Consider the following 19,456-nt stretch of genomic DNA (forward strand, 5'->3'; position numbering starts at 1 on the left):
TCAGTGTTATTTGCCTCTGTGAACCACAAGCCCAGCCAAATCTTGCAGTGCTTGGGCTTGATTACCAAAACTTGCCAAGCTAGTCAGTGCAACAGCGTGCAAATCTGCTGCAGCTTGGCGTGCATAGTCTAAACCCATCAAAGTGACATACGTTGGCTTGTCGTTTGCAGCATCTTTGCCAGCAGTTTTTCCTAAGGTATGACTATCGGCAGTCGCATCCAGCACATCATCCACAATTTGAAAGGCTAGGCCAAGTGCCTCGGCATACTTTGCTAAATGCTGCATTTGAACTGGACTCAATTGCGCAGCAATACCACCCAAACTCACAGCACACGATAACAAGGCACCGGTTTTCATGGCATGCATTTGCTTTAAGCCAGCGAGATCTAATTTTTTACCAACACTCTCTAAATCAATCGCTTGACCACCAGCCATGCCTTTCGATCCAGAGGCACTCGCCAGAGAAGCGATCATCGCGATCCGCATTTCTGAGGAACAAGCAGTATTTGCCAAAATCTCAAACGCACGGGTTTGCAAGGCATCGCCAACCAGTAAAGCAGTAGGCTCATCAAATGCTTTGTGCACCGTTGGGCGACCACGACGCAGATCATCATCATCCATGCACGGTAAATCATCATGTACTAGTGAATACGCATGAATACACTCAATCGCTATTGCAGCAGCATCTAAAGTGGCGGCAGTCTGCGCCATGATGTTGGGATCTGTTGCACTACTTAACTCGCCAGCGGCATACACCAATAAAGGACGAATACGCTTGCCACCACCCAGCGCGGCGTAACGCATGGCTTCATGTAAGCGAGCTGGATGAATATCGCTAGAGTTGAGCGAAGCTTCTAAGGCCGCTTCAGTTCGTTGCCCGTGGCTACGAAGCCATGCCTCAAATTGAAAAGGTGTATTCATAAAAGTAAGTGCTTGAGCGCAGTCTTAGGCTTCAAATACCCGGACTTGTTGCTCGACCTGAGAGAGCACGCCTTGGCAATGCTTCAACAAAGCGGCGCCCCGTTGATAAGCTAATAGCGTCTCTTCCAGAGAAAACTTGCCAGACTCCATGTCAGCAATTAACTGCTCTAGCTCTTTGACGGCTTGCTCATATCGCAGGTCAGAGTCGATTTGGATCTCAAGACCCGGTTTTTGACCGTCTGATTTCTTGCTTGCCATGGATTTGATTCCTTCAAATTACGGATAGATACAGCCCTCTATATTAAAGCGAGATGGGGGTCCGATGGGTATAATGACCCCTTCCTTTCCAATATCGATCCGTCGATGGTTGGATTGGTTATTCCGCTTAGCTTCGGCTGACGTTTTCGGGGGTGGGGAGAATGACTAATCTGGCTACCGCGCAGCAACTTGCGCCGTCCAACTTACAACTGCCGGTTTCGGCCTATTTTGACGTTGATCTCTATCAGCGTGAAATTGAACTGCTTTTTAAGCAGGGCCCGGGCTATGTTGGTCACGAACTCATGGTGCCTGACATCGGCTCCTACCAAACTTTGACCTCAGAAAACGAAGGTCGCCTGCTCGTTCGTAATCCCCAAGGCATTGAACTCCTCTCGAATGTCTGCCGTCATCGTCAGGCGCTGATGCTCAATGGTTCTGGCAAAGTAGACAATATTGTTTGCCCTTTGCATCGCTGGACTTACGATTTAAATGGCTCCCTACTGGGTGCCCCTCATTTCGAAGATAAGCCTTGCCTGCATTTAGGCAAGTCGCCCTTACAGAATTGGCAAGGACTCTTATTTGAGGGTCCGCGTGATGTGCGCACTGATCTCGCTAAGCTAGGGGTTGCAGATGATTTGCAATTTGAGGGTTACATCCTTGACCATGTCGAAGTGCATGAATGCAACTACAACTGGAAGACCTTTATCGAGGTCTACCTCGAGGATTATCACGTGGTGCCTTTTCATCCGGGGCTAGGTAAGTTTGTTTCTTGTGAAGATCTGCATTGGGAGTTTGGTGACTGGCATAGCGTCCAAACAGTGGGGATACATAAAAACCTTGAAAAACCAGGCTCGCCCACATATCAAAAATGGCATGAAGCGGTTCTGCGTCATTACCAAGGAAAGACCCCGCGCCATGGTGCTATCTGGCTCACCTATTACCCTAATGTCATGGTGGAGTGGTATCCAGGTGTGCTCTGCGTCTCAACATTACATCCGCTGGGTCCTCATAAAACCCGCAATATTGTTGAGTTTTACTACCCTGAAGAAATCGCCTTATTTGAGCGGGAATTTGTTGAAGCTGAGCGTGCCGCCTATATGGAAACCTGCATGGAAGATGATGAGATTGCAGAACGGATGGATGCAGGCCGCGCAGCGCTCTTAGCCCGTGGCGTAAATGAGGTAGGCCCCTATCAAAGCCCCATGGAAGATGGCATGCAACATTTTCATGAATGGTACCGTCGCGCTATGGCTTATTCAGGGGCATAATTTAGAAAAGAGCTTGGCGCAATTGCGCCCAGTTTCACACTTTGCATTTCACTTGAATAGGAAGACATCATGACTCCGCTCATTACTGCCAACCAGTTAGAAGAAATTATCAATAGTGGCGAAAACGTCTTAATCTGTGATTGCCGTTTTGATCTGGTAGATCCACAAGCAGGTAAAAAATCTTATTTAGAGGGTCATATTCCGGGTGCGATCTATGTGGACCTCGATCATGATTTATCAGGTGATGCGACCGGTCAAAATGGTCGTCACCCCCTCCCATCACCAGAGGCTTGGGCGCTCACCAAAACCCGTTTAGGAATGGATTCTCAAACCTTAGTAGTCGCTTATGACAATCAAGGTTCGGTCTATGCTAGCCGCCTATGGTGGATGCTAAAAGCGACTGGGCACGCAAAAGTGCAAGTACTAGATGGCGGGCTCGATGCCTGGAATGGCCCGATTGGTAATCTGCCACGCCAAGCAAGCCCTGCCAATACGCCTGTGCCAGCCATGCCCTATTTTGGCCTCGTGTTGGTGGATGAGGTACTTGCTAATTTAGAGAGTAAAAAATATATCGTGGTGGATGCCCGCGCAAGCGATCGCTTTCAGGGGCAGAATGAAACTTTAGATCCCGTCGGTGGCCATATACCTGGTGCGATCAACTACTGCTTTAGAGAAAATTTATCTCGCAAGAGTTTCAAGGCGCGCGAGCAACTGTATCAAGACTTTGTTGCCTTACTCGGCTCTGTTAAAGCTTCTGAGGTCATTCATCAATGCGGCTCTGGAGTCACCGCTTGCCACAACATGTTAGCGATGGAAGTGGCAGGGCTAACGGGCTCACGTTTGTATGCTGGCAGTTGGAGTGAATGGTGTGCCGACCCTAGTCGGCCTGTTGCACTCTAGTGCAATAAGGACAGCAAAATAATCAGGCCTACCCCGCAAGCGATCAGCAAGGTTTGACGCAAAGACTCGGCCCAATGGGGGCGACGATGCATTTGGGGGATGAGGTCACTTACGGCAATGTAGATAAAGCTGCTAGACGCAATCACTAATAAGTAAGGCATTGCACTGTGCGCTTGTTCTAAAAAGAAATACGCCAGCACTCCACCAAGCACCGCAGACAATCCACAAATCAGGTTGTAAATTAAGGCCCGCGTGCGTGTAAAGCCTGCGTTCAAGAGCACAATAAAATCACCAATCTCTTGAGGGATTTCATGGGCAATGATGGCAATCGCCGTAAAGATGCCTACTTGAAAATCCACCATAAAAGCAGCTGCAATTAAAATACCATCGACAAAATTATGGAGGCCATCGCCTACTAAGATCATCCAACCGCTGCGGCCAGCGACTTCCGCATCATGGCCATGGTGATGATCGTGACCATCTCCTTCGTGATGATGACTGTGACGTAATAAAGCAATTTTTTCAAGTAAGAAAAAACCTAGAAGGCCAGCAAGCAAAGTAGCGAAGAGTAATTGTGGATTAGCGCCTTCCATCGTGAATGCTTCAGGCAAGGAATGCAGCAAAGCGGTAGCCAACAAAATACCGACAGATACGCTCACCATGTTGTGAACCATCTTCGACAAAAAGGCCACGGAAAAGCTGGCAGCTACTAAAACACTAGTAGTGCCCGCTAATGCCGTTACCAACACGATATTTTGTAGTGCTGACATATAAATTACGCTACTCCGTTTTGCTTAAACCAAGCAAGGCATTTTGCCCAACCATCTTTAGCAGGGCCTTCACGATACGTCGCGCGGTAGTCCGCATGAAAAGCATGGGGAGCCTCTGGATACACTTCAAAACGAGATGCCTTAGCTGCAGTATTTTTAGGAGCTGCTTTTGCCAGCGCCTCACGCATTTGCTCGACACTCTCTAAAGAAATACCGGTATCGGCCGCACCATATAAACCTAATACAGGGGCCTTGAGATCAGCAGCAATATCTACGGGGTGACGTGGGCTATTTTCTGTTTTCTCACCAATGACGCGACCATACCAAGCAACACCTGCACGCACCTGCGGCAGAGTCGATGCCAACCAAGTAATGCGACCACCCCAACAAAATCCAGTAACGCCCACCTTTTTTAGATCGCCGCCATTTTTACCAGCCCATACGAGCGCTGCTTGCAGATCATTTAAGACTTGCGCATCGGGAGTCTTAGCAACGATATTGCTTTGGATTTCTGCGACAGTTCCAAAGGTATTTGGATCACCAGCACGCATAAAGAATTCAGGGGCGATAGCTAAATATCCTAATTTGGCGAACCGTCTAGTGACATCAGCAATGTACTCATGCACACCAAAGATTTCACTAGCCACAATCACTATCGGCAAAGGCCCTTTAGACTGCTCCGGACGAGAAACATAGGCCGGCATCTGAAAGCTACCTACAGGAATCATCTGCTCAGCCGCTTTTATGCCAGCAAAGTCAGTGACGATCGCTGCAGCCATCACCGGCTGTGAAGCAGGCGCAAAACCAATACCTAGCGTAGTGGCGGTGACTGCTGAGGCCTTCATAAAGCCTCTTCTATCACTAGAAGCCGGCTTTAAATCTATATTTTTTTTGATTGTCATGTTTTCAGTCTCCTTCACTTATATCTATGAATGAATTAATGTGCTTCTTCCCAATTATCGCCAATCCCAATACCAACTACTAAAGGAACCTTCAGATCCGCTACTTTACACATCAGATCAGGCAACTTGGCCTGCAATAGCGCCAATTCATCCAAAGGTACATCAAATACCAACTCATCATGGACCTGCAAGAGCATACGGGTCTTTAATTGCTCCTTTTCCAACCAGTTCTCCACTGCCACCATAGCCAATTTAATCAGATCTGCGGCAGTGCCTTGCATGGGTGCATTAATCGCTGCGCGCTCAGCACCTTGACGACGAGGGCCATTAGAGCCTTTAATCTCCGGCAACCATAAACGCCTACCAAAGACGGTCTCCACATAACCATTTTCTCTTGCCTCTAGACGAGTTCGCTCCATATATTGGGCTACTCCTGGGTAGCGATCAAAGTATTTAGTGATATAGCTTTGGGCTGCAGAGCGCTCAATTCCCAGATTGCCTGCTAAGCCAAAGGCACTCATGCCGTAAATTAAACCAAAGTTGATCACCTTGGCATAGCGACGCTGCTCTGAATTCACAGCATCTAATGGCACCCCAAAAATCTCTGCTGCAGTAGCTTGGTGCACGTCCTTCCCTGCAGCAAATGCTGCTAGCAAATTTTCATCTTCAGCGATGTGCGCCATGATGCGCAATTCAATTTGAGAATAGTCGGCTGATAACAACTTACAACCCTCTGCCGGAATAAAGGCTTCACGAATACGACGACCTTCTTCTGTGCGTACGGGAATATTTTGTAAGTTGGGCTCACTCGACGCTAAGCGCCCTGTAACTGCGGTAGCCTGAGAAAAGTTGGTGTGTACGCGCCCTGTTTTAGGATCGGCCATGCGTGGCAACTTCTCAATATAGGTTGACATTAATTTAGCCAGACTGCGGTAATCCAAAATACGGGCGGGCAAGGGATAGTCTTCGGCTAACTTTTGCAATACTTCCTCATCCGTTGATGGCGCACCAGAGGGCGTCTTTTTAATTACTGGAAGTTCTAGTTGTCCGAATAAAATTTCAGCAATCTGCTTGGGTGATTGGATATTAAAAGGTTGTCCCGCTAGCTGATGAATTTCTCCCTCTAAAGAGAGTAGCCGCTTGCCCACTTCCTGCCCTTGGCGAGAGAGTAAGGCTGAATCAATCCGAATACCATTGCGCTCCATGATGCCCAAGACCCGCATGGCGGGCATCTCAATCTTTTCATATACGTACAACAGACCAGGGCTTTCCTGAATCTGTGGCCATAAAGCTAAATGCAAACGCAACGTAATGTCAGCATCCTCAGCGGCATAGTCTGTGGCTATTTTGAGATCGACTTGATCAAAGCCAATTTGGTGAACCCCTTTACCGCAGACCTCTTCATACCGAATCGTTTTTATGCCCAGATGCCGATCGGCCAAGCTGTCCATATTGTGTGGCATATGGGATTCAAGCACATAGGATTCAAGCAAGGTATCAAAAGCAATGCCCTGCAAGGTAATGCCGTAGTTTGCAAAAATATGGGCATCGTACTTGAGGTGCTGCCCTACTTTATGGTTCGTGGTGCTTTCTAACCAAGGCTTCAGGCGGGCTAAAACTAGCTCACGACCCAGCTGCGTCTCTCCATTGCGATGTGCTACAGGAATGTAACAAGCATCGCCAGGCGCAACACATAGCGAGATACCTACCAGCTCTGCAGCAAGTGCATCTAAACCTGTCGTTTCAGTATCTACTGCAGTCAGTGCTACGCCCTCGATCTTTTTGATCCAACGCTCCAAGGCAGCTTCATCAACAACACACTCATAGTGTTTTGAAATCGCGCTTTGTAAATCAGTCGTTGCTTGAGATAAAGCAGTGGTTGGTGATGTGGCTACTGCACCCCATTTTTTACTAGTTGTATTGTTACCTGCAACGCTTGCAGGTTGAAGTGGACTCCCCGCCAAATCAAAACCACTGCTATATTCCTCACTAGCAGTTTCAGCAGATACAGCAGGTCTTCCCAATTGCTTTTCTACATCTCGCAACCAAGTCTTAAATGCATAACGTTCAAATAACTCTCGCAATAGCGGTGCATCTTCAGGCTTGGCATGCAGATCGTCTAAGCCTGGTAAGTGTGGCGATAAATCACAATCGGTTTTAACCGTAATGAGTTGGCGGGCTTTGGGTAGCCACTCCAAACTATTGCGCAAGTTCTCGCCAACAACACCCTTCACTTGATCGGCATTAGCCATCAATTGATCTAAGTCGCCGAATTCTGCTAACCATTTGTTGGCTGTTTTTGGTCCAGCCTTCGGGACACCAGGAACGTTATCCACGGCATCACCAATAATTGATAGGTAATCTACGATTCGCTCTGGTGGCACACCAAACTTCGCAATCACGCCTTCGATGTCGAGCTTTTCATCAGTCATCGTATTGATTAAGGTAACGGAAGGATTGACTAATTGCGCGAGATCTTTATCGCCAGTAGAAATAATGGTTTCCCATCCTGCCTGGGTTGCTTGGCAAGCTAAGGTGCCAATCACATCATCTGCTTCGACACCGGACACCATCAACACAGGCCAACCCAGAGCTTTGACCATCGCATGAATGGGTTCAATCTGCTTCACTAAATCTTCTGGCATGGGCGAGCGATGGGCTTTGTAGTCAGGGTACATTTCGTCGCGGAAGGTCTTACCCTTGGCATCAAAAACACAAGCGATATGGTCAGCCTGAATATCCGATCTAGCCCGGCGCATCATATTGACCACCCCGTAAATTGCCCCAGTTGGGTCGCCCGCCCCATTTCGGAGGTCTGGCATGGCATGAAAGGCGCGGTAGAGGTAGCTAGAGCCGTCTACCAACAAGAGTCTATGTTTAGTCATACCGCAATCGTACAATCTAGTTGCTAACTGCCTACAGATCCGGTGTAAATCTCCCTAAAATGGGTACTTAAAGGTGAAAAATGATGCATGCTCTAACTAACGTAATCCACTCCTCAATGAACCATACCCTTGTTTTTATGAGCTTTTTTATGGCTTTTGCGGCTTTTGGGCTCCATTCTGCCCAAGCACAGAGTAATTCTCAGGCTCTGAGCCCAGCCGAGTTACAACGCATCAATAAGCAGCCACTTTCTCCGCCCGTGAGCGCTTCCCAAGAAACCAATGCCCCGGAAGCGCGCAAACCGAGCTTTCAGCATAAAGAAGCGACTGGCACTGAAATTACTGAATACAAAGATGCCAATGGGCCCACTCAGGTGGATGTCAAAACCCGCTTCACTACTTATGAAATGGCGCCCCCTGCTACTGTGATGCCTGGGCCTCCGAAAGAAACGGATCTCATCAGCGTTCCCAGCATCAAATTGCCTTTTTGAGTACAGTCATCGATTTAGAACTTCTCATTCCTTAAATAGTTATGGCTGTGTTTACCCCCATTGCGTTAAGCGATATTTCAGAATGGATCGCTCGTGATTTTGAGATTGGCACAGCTATTGATATCCGCGGTATTCATGGTGGCATTGAAAATTCGAATTTCTTCTTAGATACCGAGCGAGATGGTCAGAAACAAGAATATGTTTTAACTATTTTTGAAAGACTCTCTGCAGAACAATTGCCTTTCTACTTGGAGATCATGCGTCATTTGGCTAATAAAGGCATTCCTGTACCCAAGCCTCTTGCTAACCATGCGGGTGCCATTCTGTTTTCTCTTAAAGGCAAACCGGCAGCGATTGTCAGTAAGCTGCCTGGCCTATCGAGGCTAGCACCAGAAGAGTATCACTGTGAACTAGTAGGTAAGATGCTCGCAAAGATGCATTTGGCAGGCGCTGATTTTCAACATACCCAAGCAAATTTACGCAGCTTACCCTGGTGGCAAAAAACGGTCCCTCAAGTACTTCCGCACCTTAACACCGCGCAGCAAGGATTACTGCGTGACGAACTGGCTACCCAAGCGGATTTTTTCGCATCAGCGGACTATTCCGCACTCCCTGAAGGCGCGAGTCATTGCGACCTCTTTAGAGATAACGTCCTCTTTGACCCAAAAGGTTCAAGCGCTTCGGATACCCAGCAAGATCAGCTTGGTGGCTTCTTTGACTTTTATTTTGCAGGCACGGATAAATGGCTATTTGATCTAGCAGTGACTGCAAACGATTGGTGTCTCGCAGAGAACAAACAGGATTTAGATCCTGGTCGCTTAAGATCATTGCTAGATGCCTATCAAGCGATACGCCCACTGACCAAGGAAGAGCAAGCGAGTTGGTCATTGATGCTGAGGGCAGCAGCGCTGCGCTTTTGGATTTCTCGTTTGTGGGATTTTTATTTACCACGTAATGCCCATATGCTGACACCCCATAACCCGCAACATTTTGAAAATATCCTTTTGAGCCGCAAAAAAATATGAACCTCAATACTGTTTCCCCTAAAGAAGCGCATACCTGGATCCGTCAAGGCATTTGGCTATTTAAGCAAAATCCTTTAGGCTTTTTGATGTTGATATTTATGTATATCTTCATAGCGCAATTAGCAGTGCTCATTCCTTTTATTGGCGTGTTGGCCGTACTAGTACTCACGCCTACCCTCTCCGTTGGATTTATGACTGCCTGCCGTCTCGCTATTTTGAAAGAGCGCATTCTGCCGACGGTCTATTTAGCAGCACTAAAATCAACGCCACTCGTCCGTAAGCGTATTTTGCAATTAGGCTTAGTGTATGCAGCGCTCGTGATGATTCTGAGTTTTATCTTGAGCATGCTGGTCGATTTTGAATTACTTCTACCGCTCTTAATGAGTGATAAGGTCACAACGCCTGAAATGATTCAAGAAATTTATCTACTGCTCTTTTATGGCGGCTTGTTTTATGTACCTATAGCCATGTTGATGTGGTTCTCGCCTGTGCTGGTTGCCTGGGAAAATATGCCGATTCCGCAAGCCCTCTTCTCTAGTTGCATTGCCTGCTGGAGAAATCGTGGGGCATTCTTTTTGTATCTTGCTATTTGGGGTGCTGTTTTAGTGGGTATTCCGCTGACTATTGGTTTGGTTTTTGATGTCTTTGGTTTAAGCCAAGTGGCTACCTTCATCGTTGCCCCTCTTTCGATGGCTGGACTCACCGTCATGCACTGCTCTTTCTTTGCCACCTGGAAAGCATGCTTTGCCGATCAAGAATCCGCTGAACTGATTGCCTAAGCAGCTGCTCAAAAATAATTAATCAATCGCAGCCAACTTAGCGATACTGAGCTGTAACCATTTCACACCATGGCGCTTGAAGTTCACCTGAGCGCGCGCATCTGTGTCGTTGCCCTCTAAGCCTGTCACACGGCCTTCGCCAAACTTGGTATGAAAAACATTCTGCCCAATAGTGAAGGGGTACTGACCCCGTGGTGGTGACGCCATTCTTTTGACGGTGGTAGATGCTGAACCTACACGACCAATTTGCTTGGCGGGTTGCCTGTTCTCACTACCAGAATCAAAAAAATCATTCGACTCATAATCCCGTTGACGGGTATAACCATCTTGCCAAGTAGATCCTGTGCGACTGCTGCTACCGCTACTACCGCCCCAACGCGCGTCTTTCACTTTGGGTGTCAACCACTTTAATGAATCCGCTGGTAGCTCTTCTAAAAAACGAGAAGGCATGTTGTAACGTACTTGGCCATGCAGCATGCGTGACTGGGTGTGCGAGAGATATAAACGCTCTTTAGCACGGGTGATAGCCACATACATCAGGCGGCGCTCTTCCTCCAAACCATTGTGCTCATTAATACTGTTCTCATGAGGAAATAAACCTTCCTCTAGGCCAGTAATAAATACTGCTGTGAACTCCAAACCTTTGGCTGAATGCACTGTCATTAATTGCACTGCATCTTGCCCTGCTTGTGCTTGGTTATCGCCAGCCTCTAGGGAAGCGTGGGATAAGAAAGCAGCTAATGGCGACACCTCTACGACACCCGGTGCGTTTTCACCAGGCAACATGGCTGCAGCCGCATCCTGACCATAACCCTCTTCCGCAATAAAAGCCGTTGCTGCATTGATTAATTCTTGTAAGTTCTCTACGCGGTCTTGTCCCTCGCGCTCTGAAAGATAGTGTTGTATCAAACCACTATTTTGAATCACAAACTCCACTGTTTCGGGTAAGGTGTTGTGACGGGTGGCTTCACGCATGTGATCTACTAAACGAACAAATCCGCTGAGAGCAGCCCCTGATTTACCCTCTAAGGTAGAGGCGGCTAGATACAAAGAGGATTGTTGATCTCTGGCTGCATCTTGCACAGATTCAATCGATCGCGCCCCGATACCCCGCGTAGGAAAATTCACCACCCGCGAGAAGGAAGTATCGTCGTTCGGGTTTTCTAAAAGACGGAGGTAGGCTAAAGCATGCTTAATCTCAGCACGCTCGAAGAAGCGCAAGCCACCATACACACGATAGGGAATAGCTGCCGAAAATAAGGCATGTTCAATAATCCGGGATTGCGCATTACTTCTGTAAAGCAAGGCGATCTCCGTGCGTTTGATGCCGCTGTTCACTAGAGCTCTAATTTCATCAACTAGCCAAGCCGCTTCAGCATGATCACTTGGTGCATCGTAAATACGCACAGGCTCGCCATGACCCGCATCGGTACGAAGGTTTTTTCCTAGACGGTCGGTGTTATTAGAAATCAAGAAATTCGCGGTGTCGAGAATATGTCCGTGGGAGCGATAGTTTTGCTCTAACTTCACCATCATCGGATGGTATTGGTTTTCATAGAGGCGCATATTCTCTACATCAGCACCACGGAAGGCATAAATACTTTGATCATCATCACCCACCGCAAAGACTGCACTACTGCCAGCACCGCTGACATTGATTTGACCGGCATCATGACCAGAGAGTAATTTGAGCCAAGCGTATTGCAAGGCATTGGTATCCTGAAACTCATCAATCAAAATGTGACGAAAGCGCTCTTGATAATGTGTGCGTATCGCTTCGCTATGTTTAAGTAATTCATAGCTTCGCAATAAGAGTTCAGCAAAGTCGACGACGCCTTCACGCTGACACTGTGCGTCATAAGCCTCATATAGCTGCGCCATCTTGGCTTGGAAGTCATCCCCCACGGAGAGCTCACGCGCCCGCTGGCCACGCTCTTTGGCATGGGCAATAAAGTATTGCAACTGCTTAGGAGGGTATTTCTCATCATCGACCTTTAAACCCTTTAAAAGACGCTTAATGGCAGATAGCTGATCTTGAGTGTCCAAAATCTGAAAGGTAGAGGGTAGGCCAGCCTCTTTATGGTGTGCCCGTAATAAACGGTTACAAAGACCATGAAAGGTGCCTATCCACATGCCCCGCGTATTGATCGGGAGCATAGCGCTCAGGCGCACCATCATCTCTTTGGCAGCCTTATTGGTGAAAGTCACTGCTAAGACGCCAATCGGTGAAACCTGGCCTGTCTGGATCAACCAGGCTATACGGGTAGTGAGGACGCGGGTCTTACCGCTACCGGCACCAGCCAAAATGAGGGCTGACTGAGATTGGCCTTGGGGATTTGAGGGCGGGAGGGTCACTGCCTCGCGCTGTTCTGGGTTGAGGTTCGCGAGCAAGTCTGAGTACATCGTCCCAATTATAATTTGCCTCTTATGCTAAATGCTTCGAATACCCCCAACTCCGGAGTGAATCCTCCTGCGACCAGTTCAGCTGATGAACTCGCCAAATCCTATGAACCCGGCCCAATAGAAGCCTATTGGGGCCCAGAATGGGAACGTAGAGGCATTGCAGATGCAACCATGGTTGAAGGTAAAGAGAATTTCTCGATTCAGCTGCCACCCCCAAATGTGACCGGCACCCTGCATATGGGTCATGCCTTTAATCAAACCATCATGGATGGTCTCGTGCGCCATGCCCGCATGTCTGGCAAAAACACCTTGTGGGTACCCGGTACTGATCATGCTGGTATCGCCACGCAAATTGTTGTTGAACGTCAACTCGATGCCCAAAAAATATCGCGTCATGATTTAGGTCGTGAACAGTTCCTCGAAAAAGTTTGGGAATGGAAAGAAGCCTCTGGCTCTAGTATCACCCGTCAAATACGTCGCCTGGGTGCATCGATTGATTGGGGCAAAGAATATTTCACGATGGACAACAAAATGTCCCAAGCCGTAGTGGAAGTATTTGTTCGCCTGCATGAGCAAGGACTGATTTATCGCGGTAAGCGTTTAGTGAACTGGGACCCCGTATTAGGTACAGCAGTCTCTGACTTAGAAGTAGTGAGTGAAGAGGAAGAAGGCTTCATGTGGCATATTCGCTATCCCCTAGCGAATGGCTCTGGCCATTTAACCGTGGCTACTACCAGACCAGAAACACTATTGGGTGACGTTGCGGTGATGGTCAATCCAGAAGATCCGCGCTACCACCATCTGATTGGGAAGTCCGTACACCTGCCTTTATGCAACCGTGACATTCCCATCATTGCAGATGACTATGTGGATGTCGCTTTTGGTACGGGTGTGGTTAAAGTCACCCCAGCCCATGACTTTAATGACTATGCAGTAGGACAGCGTCACCAATTACCCTTAATTAACATTCTGACTTTAGATGCCCATATTAATGAGCATGCCCCTTTGGCTTACCAAGGTTTAGAGCGCTTTGCTGCACGCAAACAAGTCGTTGCGGATTTAGATGCGGCAGGCCTATTAGAAAAAGTACAGCCCCATAAGTTGATGGTGCCACGAGGTGATCGCACACAAACCATCATTGAGCCGATGCTGACGGATCAGTGGTTTGTCGCAGTATCTAAGCCGAGCCCCGATAACCAATATCAACCAGGCTCATCGATCGCGAGCGCCGCATTAGATGCGGTGACTAAGGGGGATATCAAACTCGTCCCAGAAAATTGGCTCAGCACTTACAGCCAGTGGCTTGAAAATATTCAAGACTGGTGCATCTCTCGTCAACTCTGGTGGGGTCATCAGATACCTGCTTGGTACGGCGATGATGGGCAAATTTTTGTAGCGCGCTCTGAAGCGGAAGCTAAAACAAAAGCAGCGGCAGCTGGCTATACTGGCACACTCCATCGCGATCCCGATGTCTTAGATACCTGGTTTAGTTCTGCACTAGTCCCCTTTAGCTCCTTAGGCTGGCCAGAGCAAACGCCGGCACTCAAGCACTTCTTACCCTCTTCCGTATTAGTCACGGGTTTTGACATCATCTTCTTTTGGGTAGCGCGTATGGTGATGATGACCTGCCATTTCACGGGCAAAGTACCGTTTCATACGGTCTATGTGCATGGCTTAGTACGTGATGCAGAAGGCCAGAAGATGAGTAAGTCCAAAGGAAATACTCTGGACCCGATTGACCTGATTGATGGCATCACCATTGAAGAATTGGTGAGTAAGCGCACCTCGGGCTTAATGAATCCTAAGCAAGCAGAAAGTATTAGTAAGAAAACCAAAAAAGAATTTGCTGAAGGTATTCCGGCATTTGGTACAGATGCCTTACGGTTTACCTTTGCTTCCCTGGCATCACTTGGTCGTAATATTAATTTTGATCAAAAGCGTTGTGAGGGTTATCGTAACTTTTGCAATAAGCTTTGGAACGCAACCCGCTTCGTACTCATGAATTGCCCAGGCAATGATGAAGACAATGGCTTTGCACCTTGCAATGAGCAATGCGGCCCTGAAGGTCATCTCGACTTTTCTCCGGCAGATCGCTGGATTGTGTCGATTCTGCAAAAAACAGAAGCCGATGTCGCTAAAGGCTTTCAAAACTATCGATTTGATAATATCGCCACGAGTATGTATCAATTTATTTGGGATGAGTATTGTGACTGGTACCTAGAGTTAGCCAAGGTGCAATTGCAGACTGGTACACCAGCCCAACAACGCGCTACCCGTCGCACCTTATTGCGCGTTTTAGAAACTATCTTGCGTATGGCGCATCCTCTCATTCCGTTTATTACGGAGACGCTGTGGCAAACCGTAGGGCCTAAAGTTGGTAAAGTACTAGCAAATCAAGAGAAGCAAACGATTGCCTTACAGCCTTACCCAATTGCGCAACCAGAAAAAATTGATGAAAGCAGCGAAGCGTGGGTAGCCCAAATTAAAGCCATTGTGGATGCCTGCAGAAATTTGCGTGGTGAAATGCAAGTGTCCCCAGCACTCAAAGTGCCTTTGTGGATCAGTGGACCAGAAGATTTCTTAAAACAAGCGAGTCCTTATATCACTGCACTGGCTAAGCTCTCTGAAGTCAAAATTTATCAAGATGAATCCGCTTTAGAGAAAGATGCCCCAGGGGCACCCATTGCTTTAGTAGGCGATCTGAAGCTCTTACTAAAAATTGAAGTGGATGTTGCCGCCGAGAGAATTCGTCTTGGTAAAGAAATTGAGCGTCTAGCCAATGAAATTACTAAAGCACGGGGTAAGCTCACCAACGAGAGCTTTGTCGCTCGCGCCCCAGAAGAAGTAGTTGCACAAGAAAAGCAACGTTTAGCAGGGTTTGAACAGAATCATGAGAAGCTCGTTGCACAATTAGAGCGAATAAAATAAAGATGCAGCACCCCTTTTGGAATAGATCGGAATACGTATGCCATTAAGCACTAAAGCTGTCACTAAAGCCGTCTTTCCGGTAGCAGGTCTGGGAACACGCTTCTTACCAGCGACGAAGGCAAGCCCCAAAGAGATGCTCAATGTCGTAGATAAGCCCCTAATTCAGTACGCCGTTGAAGAGGCGATTGCTGCCGGTATCACCGAAATGATTTTTGTTACTGGTCGCAGTAAAAGAGCGATTGAAGATCACTTTGATAAATCCTATGAGTTAGAAGCAGAGCTTGAAGCCAAGAATAAGCAAGCGCTTTTAGAGATCGTACGCAATGTCAAGCCAAGTCATGTTGATTGCGTGTACGTTCGACAACCTGAAGCGCTCGGCCTCGGTCACGCTGTGTTGTGCGCAGAAAAACTCGTGCGCGATGAACCCTTTGCCATTATTTTGGCAGACGATCTATTAGATGGGCAGCCTCCTATACTTTCACAAATGCTTAAAGTGTTTGGTGAGCAAAATGGTTCCGTACTAGCGGTAGAGAAAATTGATCCTGCCAAAAGTAGCTCTTACGGGATTATTTCTGGGGCCGAAGTTGCTAAAGGGATTTACCGCCTCAACGGTATCGTAGAAAAACCACAGCCTAAAGATGCACCATCTAACTTAGCAGTAGTAGGTCGGTATGTTTTGTCATCTGACATCTTTAAACATATTCGCAATCTCAAGCCAGGTGCTGGTGGTGAAATTCAGTTAACTGATGCGATTGCCTCTTTGCTAAAGGTAGATCCCGTATTTGCTTACGAATACGACGGTGTGCGCTATGACTGCGGTAGCAAAATTGGCTACCTCAAGGCTTCTGTAGAATTTGCCTTGCGCCATCCAGAAGTAAAAGAAGAGTTTGCTGCCTATTTAAAAAGCCGATCGTTAACTTAATCCGGTCTTTAAGTCTGAAGGTAGCAATCGCCCTTAAATCGCACTTATCTTCTTTTGAGAAAAAAGATAAAGACATCGCCCTCGGTCGTACTGGACATTAACTCATTACCCGTTTGTTTAGCAAACGCTGGGAAGTCATGAACCGCACCAGAATCCGTTGCCTTAATCTTTAAGACTTCGCCGGATTGCATCGTGGCTAATGCTTTCTTAGTTCGTAAGATCGGCAATGGACAGTTCATACCAGTAGCGTCTATCTCGAGATTAAATTCTATAGATTGACTCATTGAGATGCCACCCAATCTGTCACGCTAGCCAAAGCTTGGGCCAATTTAGTCGAGTCAGTGCCACCAGCCATGGCCATCTCTGGCTTGCCGCCGCCCTTTCCACCAACCTGTTGAGCTACAAAGTTCACTAAGTCCCCTGCTTTGATCTTGGCAATCGAGTCCACAGTCACGCCCGCAATCAAGCTGACTTTATCACCTTGCACAGAAGCGAGAACAATCGCCGCCGTTTTTAACTTCCCCTTTAAGGCATCCATCGTTTCGCGCAGTACCTGGGCATCCGCACCGTCTAAGCGAGCAGCCAAGACTTTAAGGCCATTGATATCGACTGCTTGGCTTGCTAACTCATCACCCTGACTAGCAGCAAACTTAGAATTGACTTTATCTAACTCACGTTCAGCTTGACGTAAACTTTCTTGCAGTTGGGTTACGCGATGTACAAGATCCCCAGGATGGGTTTTCAAAATACTGGCTGCTTGGTGGATGCTATCTTCCAGACCCTGTAAAAAGCTCAATGCATGCGTCCCCGTGACCGCCTCTACTCGCCGGATACCGGCCGCAACGCCACCCTCAGAAACAATCTTGAGGCTGCCAATGTCGCCAGTACGTGATACGTGGGTCCCGCCACAGAGTTCTTTTGAACTACCGATTTCTAAGACACGTACCTCGTCGCCATACTTTTCACCGAAGAGCATCATCGCACCGGTCTTTTGCGCGTCATCCAAAGACATCACTTTTCCGGAGGTGGCAGTGTTCGCCAATATCTCTGCATTCACAATATCTTCAATCCGACGAATTTGACCTGTAGTTATGGGTGCGTTGTGGGTAAAGTCAAAACGCGTTTTACTGGCGTCTACCAAAGAACCTTTTTGCTGCACATGATCGCCCAATACCTCACGTAATGCCTTATGCAGTATGTGCGTCGCACTATGGTTACGCATCGTCTCCGTTCTATGCTGGGTATCTACCAAGGCATTGAGTACATCACCTACCTTGAGCTCACCCTCCAGAACTTCACCTTGATGCCCAAATACATCCGCCTGAATTTTGAACGTATCTTCTACAGAAAAGCGAGCAGCATCATTGCGTAGCTCTCCGCGATCACCAATCTGCCCACCAGACTCCGCATAAAAAGGGGTGTTATCTAAAACGATGACAGCAGCGTCGCCGGCTTTTACAGATTGAACTGCAGAGCCATCAACATACAGCGCAGTCACTTTTGCCCCTTCATGCTTAAGGGTGTCATAACCATGAAATTGGGTGGGTTTGCCGGAGTACTCCAAGCCTTGGGCTACCTTGAACTTACCTGCAGATCTGGCCTGGTCGCGTTGCTTTTGCATTGCTGATTCAAAACCGGCGGAGTCGACTGTGACATCACGCTCACGACAAACATCGGCAGTTAAATCTAATGGAAAGCCAAAGGTGTCATGCAAGCGAAATGCGGTTTCACCATCTATTGTCTTAACACCACCCGCTAATGCACTATCCAAAATCTCCATGCCATTGGCAATCGTTTGGAAGAAGCGTTCTTCTTCTTGCTTGATGACTTCACTCACCTTATCTTTTGCAGCCTGCAACTCTGGATAAGCCTCGCCCATTTCACGAACTAAAGCTGGAACCAATTGATAGAAGAAGGGTTTGCGTGCGCCCAATTTATAACCATGACGAATAGCGCGGCGTGCAATACGACGCAATACATAACCGCGCCCCGCATTGCCTGGAATCACACCATCGACCACAATAAAACTACAGGCACGAATATGATCTGCAATCACTTTTAAGGATGGGCTTGTGGCATCACAATCTTCACCACCAGCGGCATCTACCGCTTCTTTGGCAGCTTTGAGCAAATTCACAAACAGATCAATCTCATAATTTGAGTGCACGTGCTGTAACACTGCCGCAATCCGCTCAAGACCCATACCGGTATCGACACTCGGTTTAGGTAAGGGATGCATGACACCTGCTTCATCGCGATTGAACTGCATAAAGACGTTATTCCAGATCTCAATATAACGATCACCATCTTCGTCTGGACTACCAGGAGGCCCGCCAGCAATATGCGGGCCATGGTCATAGAAAATTTCAGTGCAAGGTCCACAAGGGCCTGTATCCCCCATCATCCAAAAATTATCTGAAGCGTAACGAGCACCTTTGTTATCACCAATACGAATAATGCGATCCGCAGGAATGCCGATATGTTTATTCCAGATCTCGTATGCCTCATCGTCATCCGCATAAATCGTGACGAGAAGTTTTTCCTTGGGCAGTTTGAAGACTTCGGTCAGGAGCTCCCAAGCAAATTGGATGGCATCACGCTTAAAGTAGTCACCGAAAGAGAAATTGCCCAACATCTCAAAAAAGGTGTGATGACGTGCCGTGTACCCAACATTGTCCAAATCATTGTGCTTACCGCCAGCACGAATACATTTTTGAGCGCTGGTTGCACGGTTATAGGGACGCTTATCAAAGCCTAGAAAAACATCTTTGAACTGGTTCATCCCTGCATTAGTAAATAGCAAGGTGGGATCATCGCCCGGCACAACCGGACTCGATGGAACAATTTGATGGCCTTTTTGAGCGAAGTAATCCAGGTAAGCCTGGCGAATTTGGGTGACTTTCATAAAAATAATTATCGCATTAGCATCATATTAGGGCAAACCCTAGTTAAGCACTGCCTTACCTGCCTTACAATCGCACAACACTAATAAATTGGCACAAATGCC

The 19,456-nt window shown here is 47.6% G+C and carries 15 protein-coding genes; 7 read left to right on the forward strand and 8 right to left on the reverse strand.

Translation table 11 applies throughout. The features are described 5' to 3' along the window. Nucleotides 1–6 precede the first annotated feature (6 nt). Together DCO16_RS09305 and xseB are read right to left on the reverse strand one after the other, a co-directional pair. Nucleotides 7–921, reverse strand: a complete 915-nt coding sequence (locus tag DCO16_RS09305) for a polyprenyl synthetase family protein (protein WP_173943383.1) — start codon at nt 919–921, stop codon at nt 7–9. A gap of 24 nt (nt 922–945) precedes the next feature. Continuing rightward, the gene (gene xseB, locus DCO16_RS09310) at nt 946–1,179 is read right to left on the reverse strand and encodes an exodeoxyribonuclease VII small subunit (RefSeq protein ID WP_173943384.1); all 234 of its coding nucleotides are present in this window, start codon (nt 1,177–1,179) and stop codon (nt 946–948) included. A gap of 161 nt (nt 1,180–1,340) precedes the next feature. Here xseB and DCO16_RS09315 point away from each other — a divergent pair, with 161 nt between their 5' ends. After that, nucleotides 1,341–2,447, forward strand: coding sequence for an aromatic ring-hydroxylating oxygenase subunit alpha (locus DCO16_RS09315; protein ID WP_173943385.1), 1,107 nt, complete (start codon nt 1,341–1,343; stop codon nt 2,445–2,447). Nucleotides 2,448–2,516: 69 nt separating this feature from the next. Beyond that, complete coding sequence (locus DCO16_RS09320) at nt 2,517–3,347, forward strand: sulfurtransferase (protein WP_173943386.1); 831 nt, start codon at nt 2,517–2,519, stop codon at nt 3,345–3,347. Here DCO16_RS09320 and DCO16_RS09325 read toward each other — a convergent pair. From DCO16_RS09325 to polA, 3 genes are read right to left on the reverse strand one after another with little or no spacing between them, the layout of a single operon-like run. Continuing rightward, nucleotides 3,344–4,117 carry a ZIP family metal transporter gene (locus tag DCO16_RS09325; protein WP_173943387.1) on the reverse strand — a complete coding sequence of 258 codons (774 nt, stop codon included), beginning with the start codon at nt 4,115–4,117 and terminating at the stop codon, nt 3,344–3,346. The genes DCO16_RS09320 and DCO16_RS09325 overlap by 4 nt on opposite strands. Before the next feature lie 5 nt (nt 4,118–4,122). Continuing rightward, nucleotides 4,123–5,019, reverse strand: a complete 897-nt coding sequence (locus tag DCO16_RS09330) for a dienelactone hydrolase family protein (protein WP_173943388.1) — start codon at nt 5,017–5,019, stop codon at nt 4,123–4,125. Between the two features lie 35 nt (nt 5,020–5,054). After that, a complete protein-coding gene (gene polA / locus DCO16_RS09335; RefSeq protein ID WP_173943389.1) occupies nt 5,055–7,904 on the reverse strand; it encodes a DNA polymerase I in 2,850 nt (949 codons plus the stop codon). Nucleotides 7,905–8,020: 116 nt separating this feature from the next. On the opposite strand from polA, the gene DCO16_RS09340 reads away from it, so the two are divergent. From DCO16_RS09340 to DCO16_RS09350, 3 genes are read left to right on the forward strand one after another with little or no spacing between them, the layout of a single operon-like run. After that, entirely contained in the window at nt 8,021–8,392 is a 372-nt protein-coding gene (locus tag DCO16_RS09340) for a hypothetical protein (RefSeq protein ID WP_254598036.1), read from the forward strand. Nucleotides 8,393–8,433: 41 nt separating this feature from the next. Further along, nucleotides 8,434–9,417, forward strand: coding sequence for a homoserine kinase (locus DCO16_RS09345; protein ID WP_173943390.1), 984 nt, complete (start codon nt 8,434–8,436; stop codon nt 9,415–9,417). Further along, complete coding sequence (locus DCO16_RS09350) at nt 9,414–10,196, forward strand: BPSS1780 family membrane protein (RefSeq protein ID WP_173943391.1); 783 nt, start codon at nt 9,414–9,416, stop codon at nt 10,194–10,196. Before DCO16_RS09345 ends, DCO16_RS09350 begins: the two co-directional genes overlap by 4 nt. A gap of 18 nt (nt 10,197–10,214) precedes the next feature. On the opposite strand, the gene DCO16_RS09355 is transcribed toward DCO16_RS09350, so the two are convergent. Next, complete coding sequence (locus DCO16_RS09355) at nt 10,215–12,599, reverse strand: UvrD-helicase domain-containing protein (protein ID WP_173943392.1); 2,385 nt, start codon at nt 12,597–12,599, stop codon at nt 10,215–10,217. A 24-nt stretch (nt 12,600–12,623) separates the two neighbouring features. On the opposite strand from DCO16_RS09355, the gene DCO16_RS09360 reads away from it, so the two are divergent. Both DCO16_RS09360 and galU read left to right on the forward strand, forming a co-directional pair. Continuing rightward, entirely contained in the window at nt 12,624–15,527 is a 2,904-nt protein-coding gene (locus DCO16_RS09360; RefSeq protein ID WP_173943393.1) for a valine--tRNA ligase, read from the forward strand. A gap of 37 nt (nt 15,528–15,564) precedes the next feature. Further along, a complete protein-coding gene (gene galU, locus DCO16_RS09365; protein WP_173943394.1) occupies nt 15,565–16,449 on the forward strand; it encodes a UTP--glucose-1-phosphate uridylyltransferase GalU in 885 nt (294 codons plus the stop codon). 44 nt (nt 16,450–16,493) lie between these two features. On the opposite strand, the gene DCO16_RS09370 is transcribed toward galU, so the two are convergent. After that, nucleotides 16,494–16,721 carry a sulfurtransferase TusA family protein gene (locus DCO16_RS09370; protein ID WP_173943856.1) on the reverse strand — a complete coding sequence of 76 codons (228 nt, stop codon included), beginning with the start codon at nt 16,719–16,721 and terminating at the stop codon, nt 16,494–16,496. Nucleotides 16,722–16,729: 8 nt separating this feature from the next. Continuing rightward, a complete protein-coding gene (alaS, locus tag DCO16_RS09375; RefSeq protein WP_173943395.1) occupies nt 16,730–19,354 on the reverse strand; it encodes an alanine--tRNA ligase in 2,625 nt (874 codons plus the stop codon). Nucleotides 19,355–19,456: the final 102 nt, after the last annotated feature.

The organism is Polynucleobacter antarcticus (genome assembly GCF_013307245.1).
Lineage (GTDB): Bacteria > Pseudomonadota > Gammaproteobacteria > Burkholderiales > Burkholderiaceae > Polynucleobacter > Polynucleobacter antarcticus.

What these genes read in the sequence shown, in the direction of transcription:
- DCO16_RS09360 (WP_173943393.1), top strand. Translation starts at nt 12,624, where the DNA reads ATGCTAAATGCTTCGAATACCCCCAACTCCGGAGTGAATCCTCCTGCG.
- DCO16_RS09345 (WP_173943390.1), top strand. Translation starts at nt 8,434, where the DNA reads ATGGCTGTGTTTACCCCCATTGCGTTAAGCGATATTTCAGAATGGATC.
- DCO16_RS09350 (WP_173943391.1), top strand. Translation starts at nt 9,414, where the DNA reads ATGAACCTCAATACTGTTTCCCCTAAAGAAGCGCATACCTGGATCCGT.
- xseB (WP_173943384.1), bottom strand. Translation starts at nt 1,179, where the DNA reads ATGGCAAGCAAGAAATCAGACGGTCAAAAACCGGGTCTTGAGATCCAA.
- DCO16_RS09330 (WP_173943388.1), bottom strand. Translation starts at nt 5,019, where the DNA reads ATGACAATCAAAAAAAATATAGATTTAAAGCCGGCTTCTAGTGATAGA.
- galU (WP_173943394.1), top strand. Translation starts at nt 15,565, where the DNA reads ATGCCATTAAGCACTAAAGCTGTCACTAAAGCCGTCTTTCCGGTAGCA.
- DCO16_RS09340 (WP_254598036.1), top strand. Translation starts at nt 8,021, where the DNA reads ATGAACCATACCCTTGTTTTTATGAGCTTTTTTATGGCTTTTGCGGCT.
- alaS (WP_173943395.1), bottom strand. Translation starts at nt 19,354, where the DNA reads ATGAAAGTCACCCAAATTCGCCAGGCTTACCTGGATTACTTCGCTCAA.
- polA (WP_173943389.1), bottom strand. Translation starts at nt 7,904, where the DNA reads ATGACTAAACATAGACTCTTGTTGGTAGACGGCTCTAGCTACCTCTAC.
- DCO16_RS09325 (WP_173943387.1), bottom strand. Translation starts at nt 4,117, where the DNA reads ATGTCAGCACTACAAAATATCGTGTTGGTAACGGCATTAGCGGGCACT.
- DCO16_RS09355 (WP_173943392.1), bottom strand. Translation starts at nt 12,599, where the DNA reads ATGTACTCAGACTTGCTCGCGAACCTCAACCCAGAACAGCGCGAGGCA.
- DCO16_RS09305 (WP_173943383.1), bottom strand. Translation starts at nt 921, where the DNA reads ATGAATACACCTTTTCAATTTGAGGCATGGCTTCGTAGCCACGGGCAA.
- DCO16_RS09315 (WP_173943385.1), top strand. Translation starts at nt 1,341, where the DNA reads ATGACTAATCTGGCTACCGCGCAGCAACTTGCGCCGTCCAACTTACAA.
- DCO16_RS09320 (WP_173943386.1), top strand. Translation starts at nt 2,517, where the DNA reads ATGACTCCGCTCATTACTGCCAACCAGTTAGAAGAAATTATCAATAGT.